We start from the raw sequence: 18,972 nt of genomic DNA on the forward strand, positions 1-18,972 counted from the left end.
CTTGGTCGACAGGGGCCGGGCCCGCGATGGTTACCGTCAGGTCAGCGCGATCCGTTCCCGGCGCAGCAGCCAGCCGATCGGGGCCAGTGCTCCCTGCCGGCCGGTGTCCTTCGCATTCACGCAGAAGTAGCGGACCTCGGCGAAGTCGCGTTCGGCGGTGAGCAGCAGGTTCTCCATCTGCCGGTCGACCAGCCAGCGGCGCACCGCGGCCGGGTCGTCGTAGCCCGGTTCGATGCTGGCGCCGACCGGCAGCTTGGCCAACAGGTCGCCCTTGGTGAGCACGAACGCGATCCGCTGCTGCTCGGTGGCCACCCCGTAGCGGCGCAGCCGGTTGACCGTGCCGTTGTAGGAGTCCTCGGCATCGTGCCGCGACGCGTTGGCCTGCCGCTCGATCTCCGGGAAGGAGGACAGTTGCTCGCCGACCTCCGGGATGGCGAACGGGTCGAGGACGAAGACCAGCGTGCGGGCGAAGTCCAGGTATCCGTACCCGGCGTTGCGGTTCGGGTCGGTCAGGTTCTCGCCCGCCGCGTCGAAGAGATGCAGCAGCGCGTCCCGTCCCCGGTGCCGCAGGAGCAGGGTGGTGGCGAAGGGCGCCCAGTCGGCGGGGGTCTTGCGCATCGCGGCGGTCCCCTCGACGATCTGGACGCTCTGCCGGTAGGTCCGCTCGCTGTCGCGGTCGGCCAGTTCGACCACGGTGTCCCGGGTGCCGGAGAGCGCGGTGAGCCCGACCAGGGTGCTCGTCAACAGTTGGGTCTTGCCCGAGGAGGTGGCGCCGAAGACCGGGATCCGGACGTCGGTGACCGCCGCCGCCCCCCGGTGCAGCGGATGGCCGCAGAGCTGGCACAGGGCCGTCAGTTGCTGGCTGGCCCGCCCCCGGGTGACCGGCAGCGCGGCGCCACAGGCGCAGGTGCGCCGGAGCAGGCCGAGCCGGCCGGGGCGCAGCGCCCGGTGCAGGTCGCCGCCCTGCGGGTGCGCGCCGGGGCAGCGGTAGGCCGGCAGCCGGGAGACGTGGTAGCAGGCCGGGCAACTCGCGGCGGCGCGCAGCCGAAGCTGCCGAAGCCGCTCGTAGAGCCGCAGCAGCCCGGTGGTCACCACGCCGAGCAGCAGCATCACCACGGTGGCGAGCAGGTTGGCCGCCACCGCCAGCACCACCCCGAGCGCCATGCCGACCCCGATCCCGATCGCGCCGAAGATCGCGAAGAGGGGCCAGAGCAGCAGCAGCTTCTTGCGGTTGCTGACGTCGAGGCGTCGCCCGGTGAAGCGCATCAGCGGCAGCAGGTCCCGCACGACCCAGCGGATCGCCTCCCACTGGTCGATGAACACCTGGCCGACCCAGTAGCTGGGCCAGGCCGGGTCGACGGTGAGGTACGGCCTGCGCTGCCGACGCCGGGCGGAGCGGGCCGCCTCCCGGTCCGGGGTGAAGAGCGGTACCGGGCGTCGTCCCGCGAGCAACATGATCGTGCGGATGATCGCCCAGCCGGCCCCGCCGGCCATCAGCACGGGCACGGCCACGGCGGTGAACTGGAACAGCGCGAGGAAGAGCAAGGGGAGGCAGAAGAAGAGATAGACGCCGACCGCCGCGAGGACGAGCAACCACTTCACGGTCTCCCCGTCGAGGAGCGGACGGCGGTAGAAGGGGTCGTAGGGGTCGTAGTAGTAGCCCATCGGTCACCCTTTCCGTTGCCAGAGTCGGGACAGCAGGCCCGGTTTGCGGGCGTCGGTGACCACTTGCTGCCACCGGCTGGTCAGCCGGGGGCGGCGCAGCCCCGTCACGAGTTCTTCGGCGGCGGCCAGCGGCCGCTCCTCGGCCCTGCCCAGCCAGCGCCGGACGCCCCGGGCCAGCTCGCTACGGAGGTCCGGCTCCAGCTCGGGCGGCGCGCCGGGGTCGACGGCCAGGGCGAAGGCGACCGCCACGTGCCACGGCTCCCCGGGCCGGCGGACCAGGGCGGGCAGGCGCTGCGCGTAGGCCGCGGTCAGCTCCGGCAGCGCCGTCAGGTGCTCCAGCACCCCGGCCGGGTGGCGGTTCACCAGCAACGCGGAGAGCAGCTCGGTGTCGTGGGCACGGACCACGGCGCGGGGCAACGCGGTCAGTCGGGACCGCAACCGCCCGTCGGCTCTCCGCGCCCGGGTCAGGGCGGTTGCCAGTTCCTCGACGGCCTGGTCGGCCGTCAGCAGCTCGACCAGCTCCGGATCCGGCGGCAACAGCCCCTGGCGCAGCAGCCGCTGCCCCAGCGCCAGGTCCTCGGTCGGCAGTCGTTGGGCGGTCAGCAGGGTCTCGCGCAGCCCGGCGACCGCCTCGGCCGGCAGCACGGTGCCCGGCGGCGCCTTCCGGGCCAGCAGCCCCAGCTCGTGCGGGTCCGCTGTCGCCCGCCGGAACAGGATCCGGGCCAGCCGTTCGACGGTGTCCGGCCGCCCCCGCTGCGCCGCGCCGAGGAGGAAGTGGTCGACCAGCTCGTGCCGCTGCGCCACCGGCAGGTGCCGGACGGCGGCGGCCACCACCGCCTCGTCCAGCCGGCTGTCGATCGCCGTCAGGCCGGGCTCCAGCACCCGCCACCAGGCGTCGGCGATCGCGTCGGCCTGGTCCGGGTCGCGCCGCACCCGCTCGCGCAACACGTCGTTGCGGAGGTCGACCAGGGCCTCCCCGTCCGGCCAGTCGCCCGGGTCGTACCCGTGCTCGGGGTGCTCGGCCCAGTCGACGGCGAAGGCGTGGGCCGCCGGGCGTACGGCCGGCAGCGGCACCGCGAGGCCGCAGCGGCGGGCGGCGCGCAACAGCGCCTCGAAGGCCGCCGGTTCGGCCCGGCCCAGCTCCTCGGTCAGCCGTCGCTGCCCCGTGTGCTGGTGCGCGCCGGTCCAGATCCGCGGCGGCAGCGGATCGAGCTGCCCCTTGGGCACCTGCCCGGTGTCGACGGCCCGGCGCAGCTCGGCGGCGATCAGGGCCTGCCGGACGGCGGCGACCCGGTCGGCGGTCCACAACGGGCTGCCCGGGTCGGCCCGGTTGCCGGTGTGGGCGATCTCGTCGAGCAGGGCCAGCGTCTCCGCCGGCCAGCGGGTCACCTCGGCGACCAGGGTGTCCAGCACCGGGCCGCCGTGGTCGCGTACCTGCCGGGTCGGGCCGCCGCGCAGCCAGCGGACCAGCGGTTCGGCCTCCTGCGGGGTCGGGGGTTGTCCCAGCACCGCCACGACGGCCACCGCGGCGGCCTGCTCCGGCGGCAGCCCGGAGTCGGCGGCGACCTCGACGGCGTCGACCACGTCGTACGGGTCCGCGGTGAGGAAGAGCTCGGCCCAGCGGCGGGCCGTCGGAGTCGCCTCGACCGGGGTACGCATGTCGCGGGTCAGGTCCACCACCACGAAGCCCTGGTCGTTGTCGACGGCGGGGTGGGGGGTCTCCCACTCCGGATGCACGGCGAGCACCGGCTGGTTGGCGTGCATCGGCCTGGTGGTGAAGACCTTGAAGCCGATCGTCAGCGCCACCCGCTGTGGCAGCAGCAGGGTGGCGGCCGTGATCCAGCCCAGCACCAGCGCCGGGTCGGGGCAGACGAAGAGCACCCGGACGGCGTCGGGTCGGTCGAGCCGGCTCAGCACGGTGACCAGGTCGGCGAGCAGGTCGCGCCCGCCGGGGGTGGCGCGGACCAGGTCCCGGACCCGGGCGACGTCCAGCGGCCCCGGCTCCCATTCCTCGCCGGGCGGCGGGCAGCTCGTGGTGGGGGCCGGCTGCCGGGTCCAGCAGGAGGCGCCGAACAGTTGGGCGGGACGCACCGGCCCGTAGGCGTCCGGGTCGGTGGTGAGCAGGGCGTGGGTGAGCTGGTTGCCCTCCCGGTTTCCGTTGGCCTCCCGGCCGAGATAGCACCCGGCCGCCGTGGCGTAGCGGTGGCCGTCGTGCACGTGGGACAGGGACGACGGGTACCGGTCGGCGGGGCGGCGTTCCCCCATCCAGTTCGTCGGGGCCTCGTAGAGCAGGTTCCCCTCGACCAGGGCCATGTCCTGCTGGTCGGCCCCGGCGGAGCGGGCCTGGAACTGGAGTCCGGCGGTGCCCTGCAACCCCTGGCCGGGACGGCAGTCGGTGTAGACGAGGGCCTCGAAGCCGCTCTCCGGCGGCGGACGGTCGGGGGTCATCGACGCCTCGTTTCACCACGGACCACGCCGAAGCGGCTCAGCAGCCACAGCAGCGGCTCGGCCACCCGGAAGGGGCGCACCCCGCCCGGGTCCACCTTCTGGTTGGCGTAGTCCGGTGGTGCGCCCAGCGCCGAGACCACGAAGTAGCGGAAGTTGGTGTAGTTGGTGCTCAGGTGGCTGTCGATCTCGTCCCCGCCGAACTCGTGCAGCAGCGCCCGGACCTGTTCGTGGGTGTCCCGGCCGGCGGTCTCGTCATAGTGGGCGGTGGACTCGTCGGGCACCTCGAAGAGCGGGTTGTCGCTGCCGAGCGCGTCGAAGAACGCGTCGATCTTGGCGAACGCCACCGCCACCGGCAGTCGGATCGGCTTGTCGCCGGGGATGCTCCGGCTCTCCCGCAGCGTGTCGGTCACGTTGCCGAGCACGGTCTTGGCCGATTCCCGCGTCCCTTCCTTGTCGTCGTCGGGCGCGACGATCCGGTCTGCCGCCTGCGGCAGGGTGAACGGGTCCAGGAGCACGATCAGCGCGTCGGCGGCGTCGAGGTACCTCAGGTCCCGGGACCGGCCCTGGCTGCTGAGGTCCTCACCGGCGGTGTCGTAGAAGGAAAGGTAGGTGGTGCGGAAGCGCAGCCCGGTCAGGGTCCGCCGGCCGGCCTGCCGCCACTCGAAGACCAACGCCTCCTGCCGGCCGGCGCTGCCCGCCGAGGCGGTCTGCGCGAACAACTGCCCCCGCTGGTAGACCCGGTTGACGTTCCTCTCCAGCCAGCGCAGCGGGGACTCGGCGCCGCCCTGGGCGTCACCGGTGAACCGCACGTCGGCGTGGAAACGACGGCGCAGCGTGGTGCGTAGCTCGTTGGCGAGCACGGTCAGATACACCGTCTTGCCGGTGTTCTTCGCGCCGATCATGGCGATCAGCGGGCTGTGGGACCGGTCGAAGCCGACCGGGAGCGGGGTGTGGCAGCGGGGGCAGACCCGGATGCCGGTCAGCGACCCGCACCCCGGGCAGCTGGCCTGGCGGGGGAAGACCGGCCGCAACCGGTGCCAGCCGGGGCGGAAGGAGGGGCGGACGATTCCCTTGAACCCGGTCCCGGTCTCCCGCGCCTCGTCCCGGGCGGCCGGGCAGCCGGGGCGGTTGACCGAGCCACGGCCGTTGCACTGGTACCAGAGCCGTTTGGCGGGGATCCGGTGGTAGCAGTAGGGGCAGGAGGTCTTCCGGCGCATCACGTCACACCTTCAACTGGTCGACCGGCGGGTCCCGCAGGACCGCGCCGGAGGGGGGATCGACGAAACACCTGATCCAGTACGGGCGGGACAGCTCCCTGGGCAGGTCGAACTCGAACCGCCGGGTCTGCCCGGCCCCGAACTCCACGTCGGAGACGCGCAGCAGCTCGCGGCCCTGGTCGGGCCGCACCGGCAGCACCGGTCCGGCCTGCGCCACCACCACCAGGTGCGCGACGGCGCAGTCCCGCTCGGCGGTGACCGCGAGCGCCCGTCGCGGGGAGAACCGGTTGCGCAGCCCCGCGAGCCGCTCGACGGTGTACGCGAGGCGGCCGGGGCGGCCCGGCACGTCGCAGCAGACCGCCGGGGACCGGGACCGGCCGGCCGGTCCGACCGCGATGCCGACCACGCTGACCCTGGCGGGTCGGTCGTCGGCGGTCAGCCGGCAGCCCTTCTCGTGCAGGTAGCGGCTCCTGCTGACCTGGAACACCTCGTCCGGGCGGCCGTCGCGGGCGTGGGTCACCTCGGCCAGGCTCACCGTGTCCGGCCACACCCAGGAGATGCTCACCTGGTCGCCGGCGCGCTGCGCACGCAGCCGCTCCACCGGCGCGGCCGTGCCCTGGGTGACCGGCCGCCCGACGATCGTGCCCTCGCCACCGACCGCAAGCGGCAGGTAGACGTGGAAGCCCTGGGGCACGTCGGCCTCCAGCACGCACTGTCCGTCGGCGTCGGCGGGTGCCCCGGTGACCTCGACGCCGTATCCGTCGAGCGCCGGCTCGTGCACCGTGGCCCCGACCGGCCACAGCGGCGGGGTGTCGGCCCGGCGGATGCGGACCCGGACGCCGGGCTGGGGCAGCCAGGAGAGCCGGACCCGGACCCGGTTCCCCACCGCCCGGACCGGTTCGACGGTGAGCGACTCGACCGGGTGGGCCCGGGGCCGCGGCGCGGCGGTGACCACCACCATCGCCGAGGCGACCTGCCGGCCGGCCGGGTCCCGGTAGACCGCGACCAGGCTGTAGTGGTAGTCGCGTCCCTGCTGGACCGTGGTGTCGGTCAGCCCGGTCGGCTCGGCGCGCAGCGGCACGCCGTCGTCGGCGGAGTCGGGGCGTCGGGACTCGGTCCGGCGCACCCGCACCGCGACCGTCGCCGGGTGCGGACGCCAGGCGAGGGTGACCTCGTGCGGGGTCGCCAGCACCGTCACCTCCCCCACCGGCGGGGTGAGCAGGGCGGTCGCGGTCACCGCCCGGGACCAGGCGCCCGACTCGCCTGCGGCGAAGACCGCGTAGCCGCAGCGGGCACCGACCGGCGGCTCCGGGTCCGCCGCCGTCGGCTCGGTGGTCTCGGCGACCAGCGTTCCCGCCTGCGGGGTGGCGGGCGGGTCCCCGTCGCCGCGGACCACCCGGTAACGCAGGTCGGTGCGTTCGGTGGCCGGCCGCGCCCAGCTCAGCACCGTCGGCGCGCCAGGATGCACCCGCAGGTCCTGCGGTGGCGGGGGGCGCAGCCGGCGCAGCCGGGCGGCGAGGGCGTCGTCGTCGGTGGCGACGGCCAGCGCCTGCCGCAGGAGCTGCTCCGCCGCCTCCTCCCGGTCGGCGGCCAGCGCCTGGTCGACCTGTTCCAGCAGTTCGACGACCCGCTGCTCGGCGGCGGCGATCTCCCGCCGCAGCGTCTCCCGGTCGGCGTGCTCGGCTGGTACGGCGGCCAGCCGCTGCGCGGCGGTGCGCAGCTCACCCTGGCCGAGCAGCTCCCGTACCTGGTCGGCCGGGCCGACCGTGGCGGAGACGGTGGCCGGCATGCTGAGCACCAGCAGCTCGGCGTCGCCCGGGGTCAGACCGAGATCGACGGCGGTGCGGACCAGCAGCCGGTCCGCCAGCCCGGCGGCCCGGCCCTGCCGCACCTGCTCGGCCACCTGGAACAGCGCGATGCCGGCCAACGCGACGCCACGGTCGGCGGCGGTACGCAGCGCGACCAGCGCCGCCTTGCGGGCCCGCACCACAGGCGAGTCGGCGGCGGCGTTCTCGGCGGCGCTGCGCGCCCGCACCACCTCGGCGGTCAGGGTCAGTTCGGGTCGGCCGGGCACGGCGAAGCCGGCGCAGAGCCGGAACGGTTCCCGCAGGTCGGGGTGGAGCAGGTGCACGATGGTCGACGCCCCGGCGATGCCCAGGTTCTCGGTGAGGGTGCGGTAGGCGGTCCGCTCCATCCCGCTGTCGGCGGGCAGCTCCACCGGCTCGACCACGACCAGCTTGGCCTGGCGGACCGCCTGGTCGAGCTGGGCGTGGTCGAAGGTGGCCTGATGGTGGGCGACGATGGCGGCGAGCTGCCCCGGGGTGACCCGGCCCGAGCCGCCGTAGGAATCACGCAGGTCACGGACCAGCCCGTCGAGGGCACCCTGGGCGCGCTGGCGGTACGCCGTCGCCTGCTGTTCCCACCAGGCCGGGTCGAGCATGGCGCCGCCGGCGGTGCGCTTGAGCTCCTCGTCGGCGGCGAGCAGCCGCTTGCACACCCCGGTCGCCGCCTGCGCGGCCGGCCCGCTGGCCTTCTGGTTCCAGTAGGTGCGCACCTTCCGCAGCCGCTGTTCGAGGGCCGCCCGGTCCATGCCGGGCGCGACGGCGTAGCGCACCCGCAGGTCACCGTCGGGCAGCCGGCCCCGACGCCCGCGCAACGGGCCGATCACCTCCCGGTCGTACCGGGCCGGGTCGAATTCCATCGGCTCAGGACCTCACCGAGATCGCCGACACCTTCGCCCGCAACTGGGGGATCTCCTCCTCGGGCAGGACGCTGACCCGGACGGCGATGGTCAGGTCCTTGCCGGAGGTGGGCTCGACGGCGTGCACGGTGAGCAGGCCGTTGTCGTCCACGGTCATGCTGATGTCGATCGGGGAGCCCTGCGGCAGCGGCGGCAGCCCGGTGATGGTGCCCGCGCCACGGTCGACCGCCTTGTTGGCGAACAACTCGGCGCTCTCCACGGTGCCGGCCTGTTCGTAGACCTCGATCCTCAGTTCCTGCTGGTTGTCCACCACGGTGCCGGCCACCAGGGGGTGCGGCCCGGAGGGCAGCGGGTCGTCTGCGTGCACCAGGTGCTCGACGTAGGAGGCGGCCTCGGTGTCCTCCTCCCAGCCAGGCTTGTTGGTGTCGACCAGCTTCACCCCGAACGCCTTGGGCAGCACGGTGGTGATCCGCTTGTGGGAGACCGCCGCGATGGACTCGGCGCTGAGCCCGGTCAGGTTGGCCAGTTCGTTGACCCGCTCGGCCCGCTCCTCGGCGGTCGGGGCGGACTCGGCCGCCGGGTCGGCCGCCTGCCAGACCGCGCGGCTGAGCGCGTAGCGGGCCGCGCCCTTGGCCACCGCCAGGTCCGGGTCGTGCAGTTGCGGGCGCCAGCCGTACGCCTCGGCGAGCCGGGCCGTCACGGCGGGCATCTTGGTCGAGCCGCCGACCAGCAGCACCTCGTCGACGAGCTGTCGCGGGTCGCCGCCGAGCTTGTCGCGGAGCTTGTCCAGCGTGCGGTCGGTGATGGCGATGGTGTTGTCCAGCAGGTCCCGGGTGATCTCCTCGAAGGTCTGCCGGGTGATGGTGATCATCGCGGAGGCGCCGGCGAAGCGCAGCGGGACGGTGCGCGAGGTGGCCTGGGAGAGCTGCCGCTTGACCTGCTCGGCGGTGAGGTAGAGGTCCTGCATGAACTGGGCGTCCTCGGCCGGTTCCTCGGCCGGCGCGGCCGCGGCGACGAACTCCTGGAGCAGGTGCTGGGCCAGGCGGTCGTCCCAGTCTGCGCCGCCGAGCTCCTGGTCGCCGTCGGTGCAGATCACTTCCACGGCGTCCGCGCCGACCCGGATCACCGTGGTGTCGAAGGTGCCGCCGCCCAGGTCGTAGACGAGCACGGTCCGCTCGGCGGCCCCGTCCATCAGGTCGTACTGCAACGCGGCGGCCACCGGTTCCGGCACGATGCCGAGGACGTCCAGCCCGGCCAGGACCCCGGCGTTGCGGGTGGCGTCGCGTTCCAGCATCCCGAAGTACGCCGGCACGGTGATCACCACCTGCCGCACCTCGCGCTGGGTGTACTCCTGGGCGTACTCGGTGAGCCGGCGCAGGATCAACGCGGAGATCGACTCTGGGGTGTGCGTCTCGCCGAAGAACTCCCACTGCCGTTCCCGGCCCATCTGACGCTTGACCCGTTCGACGACGTGCTCGGGGTCGACCCGGGCCATGTTGCGCGCGTTCGCCCCGACGACCACGTTGTCGGCGCTCTCGAAGTAGACCACCGAGGGCATGGTGTCGCTCTCGGCGATGAGGTCCCGGATCACGGTCGGGCGGCCCGTCTCGTCGATGTAGGAGATCGCCGAGTAGGTGGTGCCCAGGTCAATGCCGAAGTAGGTGAGCTGCTCAGTCATCTCTGTCCCCTTGTCCTCGAAGCCGTCGTGCGGGTGGTTCGCTGGTCGACGTCAGTGCGCCGGGCCGCCCGGGGCCGGCGGCGTCGGGGTGCGCACCGGCGTCGGGGTGGCGGACCGGCGGCACACGACGACCGAGGCGGGCAGCAGCACCCGGTCGGAGACGACGTCCCGGTAGCCGTCGGCGAGCGGCTCGGCCACCGTGCCGTCCTGTGCCGGGTCGTCCGTGCAGACCACCCGGGCCACCCGGTGGGATCCCGGTTCGAAGGGGGTCCCGGCCGCCGCGCGCAGCACCTGGACGCCGGCGCGTTCCAGGGTCAGCTCGATGCTGTAGGCGAAGCTGCCGAGCAGCTCTGCCACGGTCGGCACCGTCACGGGGTCACTCAGGGTGGCCGCCTGCCGCAGCAGGTCGTTGCGGAGGCTCTGCAGGTCGGTGACGAGCGGCCGGGTCACCGACCGGTACTCGCCGGACCGTAGCCGCAGGTTCTCCTCGTGCAGCCGGTCGATGACCCGCTCCCGGGCCGCCGCCCGTTCGTTCTGTCTGGCGAGCTCGTGCTGGATCGCGGCGAGCGCCGCGCTGATCTCCCACAACCGGTCGGCGGTGGCCTCGGCCGGCTCCCCGCCGGGCAGTTCCTCCTGCACCGACCGGGTCTCCTCGTCGCCGTCGGCGGTCGGCCGGGCGTCCGGCCCACCGTCCGCCGGGTCGCTGCTGTCGTACGGGGCTTGCGTCATGGTCTCCACATCCGTCTCGGAGGTCTCGGGTGGCCGGGCGGGGCGGGCGGCGGGTCGTCGATCACACCGTCGTGGACCGACGCGCGACGCCGATCCCCGCCGGCGGGTCCCGCGGGGCCGGGTTCGGCCCGTCGGCGTCGGTAGGCCCGGCGGGTCGCCAGGGCGAGCCAGGTCGTCAGGAATGCGCCGGGCACCAGCACGGCGGCCCATGCCCAGCCCGTCGGGACAACGTTGGCGAGCCAGGCCAGCCCGGCCCACAGGCCGGTGGCGACCAGCGCGGCCAGGGCCAGGTGCTCGACGAGCGTGGTGCCGCCCCGGCGCGCCGAGGCCAGTCGGATGACGGCCAAAGGCAGATAGAAGGCGACCGCGCCGAGGCCGATGACCACCGCCGGTTGGACCCGGGTCGGCAGCGGCACCTGGTAGCGCAGGGCCTGGATCGCGGTCAGCACCATGAGGACCGCGCCGACGAGTGCGGTCTGCGCCAGGGTGTAGCGCTCCCGGCGGGCGGCCTCCCAACGCCGCACGGAGCGGTCGAGCAGCACGCCGACGCTGGTGGTGCGCGCCAGCGTCGCCCGCAGGTAGGTGAGGTCGTCGTCGAGCTGCTGGTCGAACCAGGTGGTCAGCGCGTGGTCGTCGGCGAACAGGCCGTCCCGGTGTGCGCCGGCCGGTGACGGCACGAGCGTGGCCATGTTGGTGGTGGCGATCTGCACCGTGCGACGCAGGCCGCTCAGCTCGGCGACCGCGTCCAGCAGTCCGGCCTCGTCCGCGACCAGCTGGCCGAGCCGGCGGGCGTACCGGTCCCACTGCGCCGGGTCGGGCTGGTCCTCCTCGGCGGCCTCGTCCAGCAGCGGCAGCAGCCGGGCCAGCCGGGCGTCGACCTGGTGGGGCAGCGACCGGGCCTGCCCGGCGGACCAGACCCGCAGCTCGTAGCGGGCCATCGCCGCGTACAGCAGATACCGGGTCAGCGTCGCCGGTTCGGCCCGGCCGCTGCTCCAGACCCATTCGCTGAGCTGCTCCTCGGTGCCTTTCGGCGCGACGACCACGAGCCGACGCAGCCGGCGGTCGTCCGGCAGCCCCGACGCCTCCCAGACCACGAACCCGCCGGACGTCACGGCCGCCCCCGGCGACGGCCGGTCGGCCCCGGGCGGCAGCCGCCGGCCTGACGCGCCCTGCGCCGGCCCGGGCCGGTCGGGTCCGTCCAGTTCGGCGCGCAGCGACGCGTACGCCTGGGCGGTCGCGCTTGCGGAACCCCACCGGGAGCGCCGGTGTCGGGCCAGGCGGAGCCGCACCTCGCCCAGCACCGCCGGGTGCTCCCCGCCCCGGGCGCGCGCCCAGTCGGCCTCCAGCGCCGGCCAGCTCGTCGCCTGCCCGGGGGCCAGCACGACCGACAGGCAGAGCATGTCGTGCCGGCGGTAGGCGAACATCTCATGGACTCCCCCGCCGCTGCGCCGGGCCGCCGCGACCGGGCCGTCCCGCGGAGGCAGGCCGTCGACATCGCCCGGCAGGTCGGTCGGCAGGCCGAGCGGGGTGGGCTCCACGATGGCCAGCAACTCCCGGCAGCGCCGCCACACCTGGGCGAGATGGGCGTGACCGTGCGGGTGGTGCGGCCCGGTGAGCGGAACGAAGACGTGCGCCACCAGTTCGCGATCAGTCAGCGGTGCGGCGCGCATCCACCCGCCCCCCGTCGTCATTCCCCCGGCCGCGCCACTGGTCCGCCCGGTGGATGAGGATGGCGACCCGTTCGCGCAGCTGGTACGGTGCGGGCTGGCTCGACTGGGTGCCCAACGGGGTGGCCCGCACGGCAAACGACGCTTCGATGAGGGCGGACTGCCGAGCGAGTTCGATCAGATCGCCGCAGGACAACGCCCGATCGGCAGCGATTACCAGCAACTCGATCCGCTGCCAACTGGCCATTGGCAGGAATTGCTCCAGCAGATCGGTCAGCACCCCCTGGAGTTCGCATAGAATGTGCTCCTCGTCGACCTCTCGACCCGCCACCACCACGCACCTTTCCGGCCCGCCAAAACAGCCTTTCATCAGCGACATCAGCTGATCAGCGGCATCGCTTCCGCAACAAGTCCCGGACTGCTGAATGTCGGCTTACCGACCGCTTCCGGTTTGCTTCCGGTGAACGTGTTCTCTACCGTGGTGGCCTGTCGAAAATGGCCGGGGAGGGCGCGGATGGCAGTTCGGGTGCGACTGTTCGGGCGCACGACCATCGAACTCGACGGCGTCGCCACGCCGCTTCCACCCACGACCGCGACCGTATTGATCCGGCTGTTGCTGGCGGCCGGCGAGCCGTTGACGGTCGACGAGTTGTTTCGCGATGTCTGGGCGCCCCGGAGCGGGCCGGTCGACAGACCGGGCAAGATTTTCGTCCAGAAACGGATCCTCGAACTACGGAAGCTCCTCGACCCGCTCCGCCCCGGCGAACGGTCCGAGATCCTGCGCACGGAGCGTGGCCGGACGTCGGCCTACCGCCTGGTCGTCGACCCGGACCAGGTCGACGTCTTCCGGTTCCGCCGGCTCGTCCACGGCTCGCACCACGCCGACCCGGCGACCGCGATCGACACCCTCACCGACGCGCTCGCGCTCTGGTCCGGACGCCCGCTCTTCGACGCGGAGAGCTTCCCCTTCGCGCGGCGGACGATCGAGCAGCTCAGGGAGGCCAGGGAGGCCGCCGAACGCGCCCTGTTGCACGCCTACCGCGACGTCGGGATGTGGGACCGGGCGTTCGAGTTCGGGCAGGGCCTCCTGGCCGAGCGGCCCGACGACGCCGCGCTCGCCGCGCTGATGGACCGCATCCGGCGCGAGGCTCAGGCGCTGCCCCGCAACGTCGTCCAACGGGTCTTCACCTCGCCGCGCACCACCGTACGGATCCTGACCGGCGACCTGTTCGGGCAGGAGGACGCGCATCTCGTGGTCGGGTTCAGCGACACCTTCGACACCTCGACCACCGGCGACATCGTGATCAACAGCGACAGCGTGCAGGGGCAGTTGCTGCGACGCGAATACGGTGGCGACCGCGCCTGGCTGGATCGGGAGCTTCGGCGGGCGCTCGCCGACGCGCCGAAGGTGGCCACGGAGACCCGGGCGGCCAAACGCCGGGGGAAGCTGATCCGCTATCCCGTCGGGACGGTGGCCGTGCTCCGTCAGCCCCGCCGACGGATCTTCGGCGTCGCGTACAGCCGGATGGGCAACGACCTCGTCGCCGAGTCCAGCGTCGCGGAGCTGCGGGTCAGCCTGGACCGGGTGTGGGACGCCGCCGAGCGGCACGGGCAGCTCGGCGTTCTCGCCATGCCACTGATCGGCTCGGGTCTGGCCCGGCTCCCTCCGGTCGGCCGGGAGGAACTAATCAAGATCATTCTTCGGTCCTACGTCGACCGGTCCCGGCAACGGTTGTTCTGCCCGGAGTTGCGGATCGTGCTCCGGCCGGCCGACGTCAGCCAGGTCGACATCCTCGACGTGGCGGCCTTCCTCCGCCAACTGTGAGCCCGTGCCGGGCCGGGACGCCGGCCGGGCGTCGTCGCGCGGCCGCCCGGCACGGGCCCGCCGGCCGCACCGTGCCGGGCGGCCCGGGTCACGACCGGGCGTGCCGGTTGTACGCCTCCAGCCCGGCGAAGCGCCCGGGGGCCAGCCAGTCCGATCCCGTGTCGTCCACCGCGCAGCCCGCCTGCCGCAGCCTGGAGGCGATCTTGCGCTGGCAGTCGGGGCTGTCGGTGAGCCGAATGAAGTTGAGCCCCCCGAGGTCGGCCACCGGCCGGGTCTCCCCCACCTGGATCACCAGGGTCCGATCCGGATAGGTCGCCAACGCCATGCCCAGTTCCAGCAGCACGTTGGGGCGGGCCTGCAGGCCGGGCTGGGCCTCGGCGCTGGTGTCGGCGGGCAGTCTCAGATCCGGATGAAGGCTCACCTGGTCCTCGGGGGTCAGCAACACGACGGCCGCCTGCGCGTGGGTGACCCCCCAGCCCACCACGTCCCGCAGGTAGGGTGCGGTGCTGCCGGTCGCGGTGACCAGCGGCTCCCACTCCATCGGACGCAGGTCCAGCGCGCGGAGAAAGTCGAACATCCGGTCGCGGACCTGGTGGTCGCGGCCGTGCACGACGAAGACGCGGCGGGCCACCTCGGGGTGGGTGGCGGGGCCGCCCCTCGTCGCGGGGCCGGCCTCCCGGCCGGCGTCGGCGTGCCGACCGAGCGCGCCGCTGCCCGCCGCCCCGGTTGCCGCGGCCGGGGAGACGGAGGCCGCGACGACCGGTGCCGTCGGCGGCCCGGCTCCGGCCTGTAGCCCGAGGCCGATCTCGCCGACCCGGCGCGCCCGCTCGGCGTCCACGGTCAGGTAGGCGTCGTCGTCGGCGAGCTGCTCCGCGAACCACCCCGCCAGCGCGAGATCGTCGGCGAACGGGCCGTGCCCGTCGGCCCGTTCTGCGCCGAGCCCGGGCACCCTGGTCATGTTCGCCGTCGCCACCTCCACCGTCCGGCGCATCTGCCGGAGCGCGGTGCTGGTCAACACCGCCGCCAACTCCTCGGACCGGACCGCCGCCAGCTCGGAGCCGGCCAGCGGGCCGACCGACGCCGCGCCGCCCGCGGTCTCCGGGGCGCCCAGCACCCGCCGCAGCTCGCCGGCTGCGGCGGTCGCCCCGTCCGCCTGGCCATGCGGGTCACGGTCCCGCCGCCACACCCGGAGCTGATAGTGGATCTTGGCCGCGTGCAACAGATAGCGGGCCAGCGGCGGGAGCCACACCCCGCCGTCCGACCAGAGCCAGGCGCTGAGCGAGCCCTGGGCCCGCTCTTCCCCGACGATCAGGAAGCGCCGCCGGACGCGCCCGTCCTGCCTCGGTGTCGTCTCCCAGACCACCAGCCCGTCGTCGACCGGCACACCGCTCGACGGCCATCCGTCGTCCTCCTGCTCGGGGGGTAGGAACCGCGCCAACTGGCGGCCGAGCCGCTCGATGCCGGCCCCGTCCACCGGGACAGAGCCCGCGACGACCGCCACGCAGAGCACCGCTTCACCCAGCGCCGCCCCGGACCGGCCCGCGGTTGCCAGTTGCCAGCGCCGGTCCAGGTCGGCCCACCAGAGCGCCGGCTCACCCGCCGCCGGATCGACGACGACCCTGCCATCGGCGTCGACCACCCGCGGCGCCAGCGCCACCGACAGGTCGAGCACGTCGTGGCAACGCCGCAGGATCGCCTGATATCCGCTGTCGGGCCGTTCCTGCGCGGCGAGAGCGGCCTCCTCGGGCACGCCCCGCCCGGCGGCCAGCACCTCGGGCAGGTGGGCCGGCAGGTTGGTGCCGTGGATCGGGCCGGTCATCCCGAAGGAGCGTCGGCAGGCGGCCCACAGCTCGCGTAACTCCTCGCCGGCGGCCTCGGCCTGCGGACCGTCGGTCGGGAGGAAGCGGTGCACGACGATGTGTTGCTCAACAACGGGATGGTCGGTCACCAGCGGCCCCTCCGGCACGGCCGCCGGACGGCGGCGACAACTGGTGCACGAGACGATTGAGTCGATCACGTAACCGCGGCGGGACGGGTTGCGGCGTCGACGCGCCTATCCGCGTGATGCGCACTTCCCCGGCCACTTCCAGAGTGTCGATCACCCGACGCAGAACGGCGTCGTCCCCGCCAGCGAGGGCCTTCTCCACGTCCTCGACCAGGCGGCCCACTTCCTGCCATTTCCCGTCGGTGAGCCGCCAACCCTGCGCTTCCCGCAGCATCGAGATCAAATCTCTGATCATTCGTGGGTCGAGGCGCGCGGCGGACGCCTCCCGCTCTGGGCCATCCATCACAGCCCGATCCTAGTTCCGTCCCGCTCAGTCCAAGAAGGGGAGTCCGGATCGGGAAATCGAATCGATCGGCCCGGAGGAAATGCCGTTGGATCGGCGCTCGACGGACTCACGGGAGCGGTTCGCGGGCACAGGGCCGACCGACGTCGCCCGGCCCGCCGGGCGGGCGGCCCTTCCCCGAAGGCCGCCCGCCCCGTCACGCTATCGGCGGCTCCACTGCTGGTTGGTCTGGCCGGTGCAGGTCCACAGCACGAGCTTCGTGCCGTTGGCCGTGCCCACGTTGTACGGGTCCAGGCAGAGGCCGGACTGCACGCCGGTGATGGTGCCGTTGGAGTTGACGTTCCACTGCTGGTTGGCCCCGCCGTGGCAGTCGTAGATCGTGACCAGGGTGCCCGGCGAGGTGCCGTATCCGGCGGCGTCGAGGCACTTGTTGCCGTAGACCGTCAGCGCCTTGCCGGAGGTGTACGTCCACTGCTGGTTGGCGCCGCCGTGGCAGTCCCACAGCTGCACCTGGGTGCCGTTGGTGGTGGTGGAGCCGGGGACGTCGACGCACCGCCCGGACAGGGTGCCCACGAGCGCGGTGCCCTGGCCGGTGCCGGTGCCCGGGTCACCGATGCTGCCCGGCACCGACTGCAACGCGGAATACCAGCGGGCGGCCATCTTGTCGTAGCCGCCGGCGGTGGGGTGGATACCGTCGATCAGGTCGGCGGTGGTGAGGGCGCTCTGCATGTCGACCAGGCGCACCCGCTTGCCGGCGTTCACCTTGCTCTGCACGATGCCGGGGATCGCCGCGTTGAAGGTGCGCGCGGCCGCCGCCTGGTTGCTGTTGGACAGCGTGATGATCTGCGCGACGAACACCTCGGCCGTGGGCACCGTGTTGGTGATCTTGTCGATCAGGCTGGAGAGCCGGTTCGGCGCGGTGCTCACGTTGTAGTTCTGCAGGATGTCGTTGGTGCCGATGTGCAGCAGGACGCTCTTCGGCCGCTGGGTGTTCAGCCAGCCGACGATGTTCGCGTCGATCTGGTCGATGCGCCAGCCGGGGTGCCCCTGGTGGTCGTGGTCACCCAGGCTCGCCGGCCCGTTGAACTGCGACCCGACGAAGTCGACCGTGTAGCGCCCTGCGGCGAGGCGCTGCCAGAGGCCGATGCGGTAGCCGCCCGGCACCTGGGTGCCCTCGGTGATGGAGTCGCCCAGCGGCATCACGCGCACCCCGCCGTTGGACTCCGCGCTGGCCGGGCCGGCCGGCGCCGCCAGCACCCCGGCGACCGCCACCCCGAACGCGGCGAGCGCCGCGAGCCACCTTGCCCTCGTTCGCATGGATTCCTCTCCCTGGATCAATCTCTGTCGTCGGTCACGGGCTGGTGCACGTCGCCGTCACGCACCGGTGCAGGTCGGCGTCACGGGCTGGTGCAGGTCGGCGTCGGCGCGGGTGGCGTGCCGGAGCCGAGGAAGCCGAAGGTCGTCGAGCCGGCGGCGGCGAGCGACCCGTTGTAGGCGACGTTGCGCACGGTCGCGGTCGAGCCGCTGGTGCTCAGGGTGCCGTTCCAGACCTGGCTGATGCTCTGGCCGCCGCCGAGGTCCAGGCGGACGGTCCAGCCGCTGATGGCGGCGCTGCCGGCGGTCACGGTGACCTCGCCCTGGAAGCCGCCGGACCACGAGCCGACGGTGCGGTAGGTCGCCGTGCAGGCGGCCCCCGAGGGCGGCGGGGTGGTCGTCGGCGGCGGGGGGCTCGTCGGCGGGCCCGTGGGCGGCGGGGTGGTCGTCGGCGGGGTGGTGGGCGGCGACGTCGGCAGGCCCGGCGGCACCAGCGGGCAGGTGGAGTTGTAGCGCGAGACGCCGGTGCTGTCCGCCAGCGGGCAGAGGAACTGGGTGTACCGCGTGTCGTTGTCCAGGAAGATCTTGAGCCAGGGGATCAGGATCCGCATCTCGGTGGGGTTCGACCGGGTGAAGGAGAGGTGGTCGTTGCCGGCCAGCTCCGCCCAGGCGTGCTCCACCGAGGCGGGCAGCGTGTTGTAGATGCCCTGCACGTACGACGGCGTGACCGTGCCGTCGTTCTGCCCCGAGATGAGCATGGTGGGCACCTGGGTGGTGGACATGTTCAGGCTGTTGCCGGGCGCGCCGGGCGCGAGGCCGACGGCGGTCTTCAGCGACGGCCGGCGCAGCGCGGCGAGGAGGGTGCCGGCCCCGCCCGCGGAGTGGCCCATGACGCTCAGCCGGTTGGGGTCGACGCGGTCGCGCACCGGGCTGGACCGGGTGAGATAGTCCAGCCCCGCGAGCAGCTGGGTGGCGCGGGCGTCGGCCCCGTCGGTGCGGCTGTTGGTCTCGATCCCGAGCACCACGAACCCGAAGGACGCCAGCCAGGGTCCCATCCAGGCTTCCTCGTTGGCGAACAGCGCGGAATAGCCGGGGACGATCGCCACCGCGCCCCAGGTGCCCAGGCTGGTGTCGGTCGGGTAGTAGACGTACCCGCCGTTGAAGCCGTTGCCCGGCGGCACGGTCGCCTGCGTCGTGGCGAACGGGCCCCGGCTGGCGGCCACGCTGGCCAGGGTCGGGTCCGGGCCCCGCTGGTACGGGTTGTCGGCGGCCGCCGCGGGCGGTGTGGTCATCGCCATCGTCAGGCCGAGGACCGCCGCGAGCCCGACCGCGAGCCAGGTGACGATGCCCGACCGGGGCAGGGAGCGCGCACGGGCCCCGCGTCCCTGCGGCGAGGGCGGGTCTGTCGGCAACTTCACCGGCTCCTCCTTCGATCAGGCA

At 73.6% G+C, this 18,972-nt stretch carries 13 protein-coding genes; 1 reads left to right on the forward strand and 12 read right to left on the reverse strand.

The features are described from left to right. Nucleotides 1-36 precede the first annotated feature (36 nt). The 8 genes from GA0070558_RS25795 to GA0070558_RS25825 are packed head-to-tail and all read right to left on the reverse strand — an operon-like array spanning nt 37 to nt 12,484. Nucleotides 37-1,665, reverse strand: a complete 1,629-nt coding sequence (locus tag GA0070558_RS25795) for a TRAFAC clade GTPase domain-containing protein (protein WP_091284382.1) — start codon at nt 1,663-1,665, stop codon at nt 37-39. 3 nt (nt 1,666-1,668) lie between these two features. Next, complete coding sequence (locus GA0070558_RS25800) at nt 1,669-4,113, reverse strand: GTPase-associated protein 1-related protein (RefSeq protein WP_091284384.1); 2,445 nt, start codon at nt 4,111-4,113, stop codon at nt 1,669-1,671. Then, on the reverse strand, nt 4,110-5,330 hold the full coding sequence (locus GA0070558_RS25805; RefSeq protein WP_091284436.1) for a hypothetical protein: 1,221 nt from the start codon (nt 5,328-5,330) through the stop codon (nt 4,110-4,112). Before GA0070558_RS25805 ends, GA0070558_RS25800 begins: the two co-directional genes overlap by 4 nt. Nucleotides 5,331-5,334: 4 nt before the next feature. Then, on the reverse strand, nt 5,335-8,031 hold the full coding sequence (locus GA0070558_RS25810; protein WP_091284386.1) for a SaeA-related protein: 2,697 nt from the start codon (nt 8,029-8,031) through the stop codon (nt 5,335-5,337). A gap of 4 nt (nt 8,032-8,035) precedes the next feature. Next, nucleotides 8,036-9,709 carry an Hsp70 family protein gene (locus GA0070558_RS25815; protein ID WP_091284387.1) on the reverse strand — a complete coding sequence of 558 codons (1,674 nt, stop codon included), beginning with the start codon at nt 9,707-9,709 and terminating at the stop codon, nt 8,036-8,038. 51 nt (nt 9,710-9,760) lie between these two features. Beyond that, nucleotides 9,761-10,438 (reverse strand): nucleotide exchange factor GrpE, encoded by a 678-nt coding sequence (gene grpE / locus GA0070558_RS33005; protein ID WP_176734376.1) that lies wholly within the window; start codon nt 10,436-10,438, stop codon nt 9,761-9,763. Further along, nucleotides 10,435-12,108, reverse strand: coding sequence for a CATRA conflict system CASPASE/TPR repeat-associated protein (locus tag GA0070558_RS33575; RefSeq protein WP_176734377.1), 1,674 nt, complete (start codon nt 12,106-12,108; stop codon nt 10,435-10,437). The genes grpE and GA0070558_RS33575 overlap by 4 nt, the downstream gene beginning before the upstream one ends. Then, nucleotides 12,086-12,484, reverse strand: a complete 399-nt coding sequence (locus GA0070558_RS25825; protein ID WP_141722324.1) for a CATRA system-associated protein — start codon at nt 12,482-12,484, stop codon at nt 12,086-12,088. The genes GA0070558_RS33575 and GA0070558_RS25825 overlap by 23 nt, the downstream gene beginning before the upstream one ends. A gap of 135 nt (nt 12,485-12,619) precedes the next feature. On the opposite strand from GA0070558_RS25825, the gene GA0070558_RS25830 reads away from it, so the two are divergent. Continuing rightward, nucleotides 12,620-13,930 carry an AfsR/SARP family transcriptional regulator gene (locus GA0070558_RS25830; RefSeq protein ID WP_091284391.1) on the forward strand — a complete coding sequence of 437 codons (1,311 nt, stop codon included), beginning with the start codon at nt 12,620-12,622 and terminating at the stop codon, nt 13,928-13,930. Between the two features lie 88 nt (nt 13,931-14,018). Here GA0070558_RS25830 and GA0070558_RS25835 read toward each other — a convergent pair whose 3' ends face one another. From GA0070558_RS25835 to GA0070558_RS25845, 4 genes are all read right to left on the reverse strand, one after another. Further along, a complete protein-coding gene (locus GA0070558_RS25835; protein ID WP_141722325.1) occupies nt 14,019-15,878 on the reverse strand; it encodes a CATRA conflict system CASPASE/TPR repeat-associated protein in 1,860 nt (619 codons plus the stop codon). Further along, a complete protein-coding gene (locus GA0070558_RS33010) occupies nt 15,856-16,218 on the reverse strand; it encodes a CATRA system-associated protein (RefSeq protein ID WP_141722326.1) in 363 nt (120 codons plus the stop codon). Before GA0070558_RS33010 ends, GA0070558_RS25835 begins: the two co-directional genes overlap by 23 nt. Before the next feature lie 201 nt (nt 16,219-16,419). Beyond that, a complete protein-coding gene (locus GA0070558_RS25840) occupies nt 16,420-17,535 on the reverse strand; it encodes a ricin-type beta-trefoil lectin domain protein (protein ID WP_077936947.1) in 1,116 nt (371 codons plus the stop codon). Nucleotides 17,536-17,615: 80 nt separating this feature from the next. Further along, a complete protein-coding gene (locus GA0070558_RS25845) occupies nt 17,616-18,893 on the reverse strand; it encodes a poly(ethylene terephthalate) hydrolase family protein (RefSeq protein WP_091284439.1) in 1,278 nt (425 codons plus the stop codon). Between the last annotated feature and the right edge of the window lie 79 nt (nt 18,894-18,972).

It is taken from the genome of Micromonospora haikouensis, from assembly GCF_900091595.1.
Lineage (GTDB): Bacteria > Actinomycetota > Actinomycetes > Mycobacteriales > Micromonosporaceae > Micromonospora > Micromonospora haikouensis.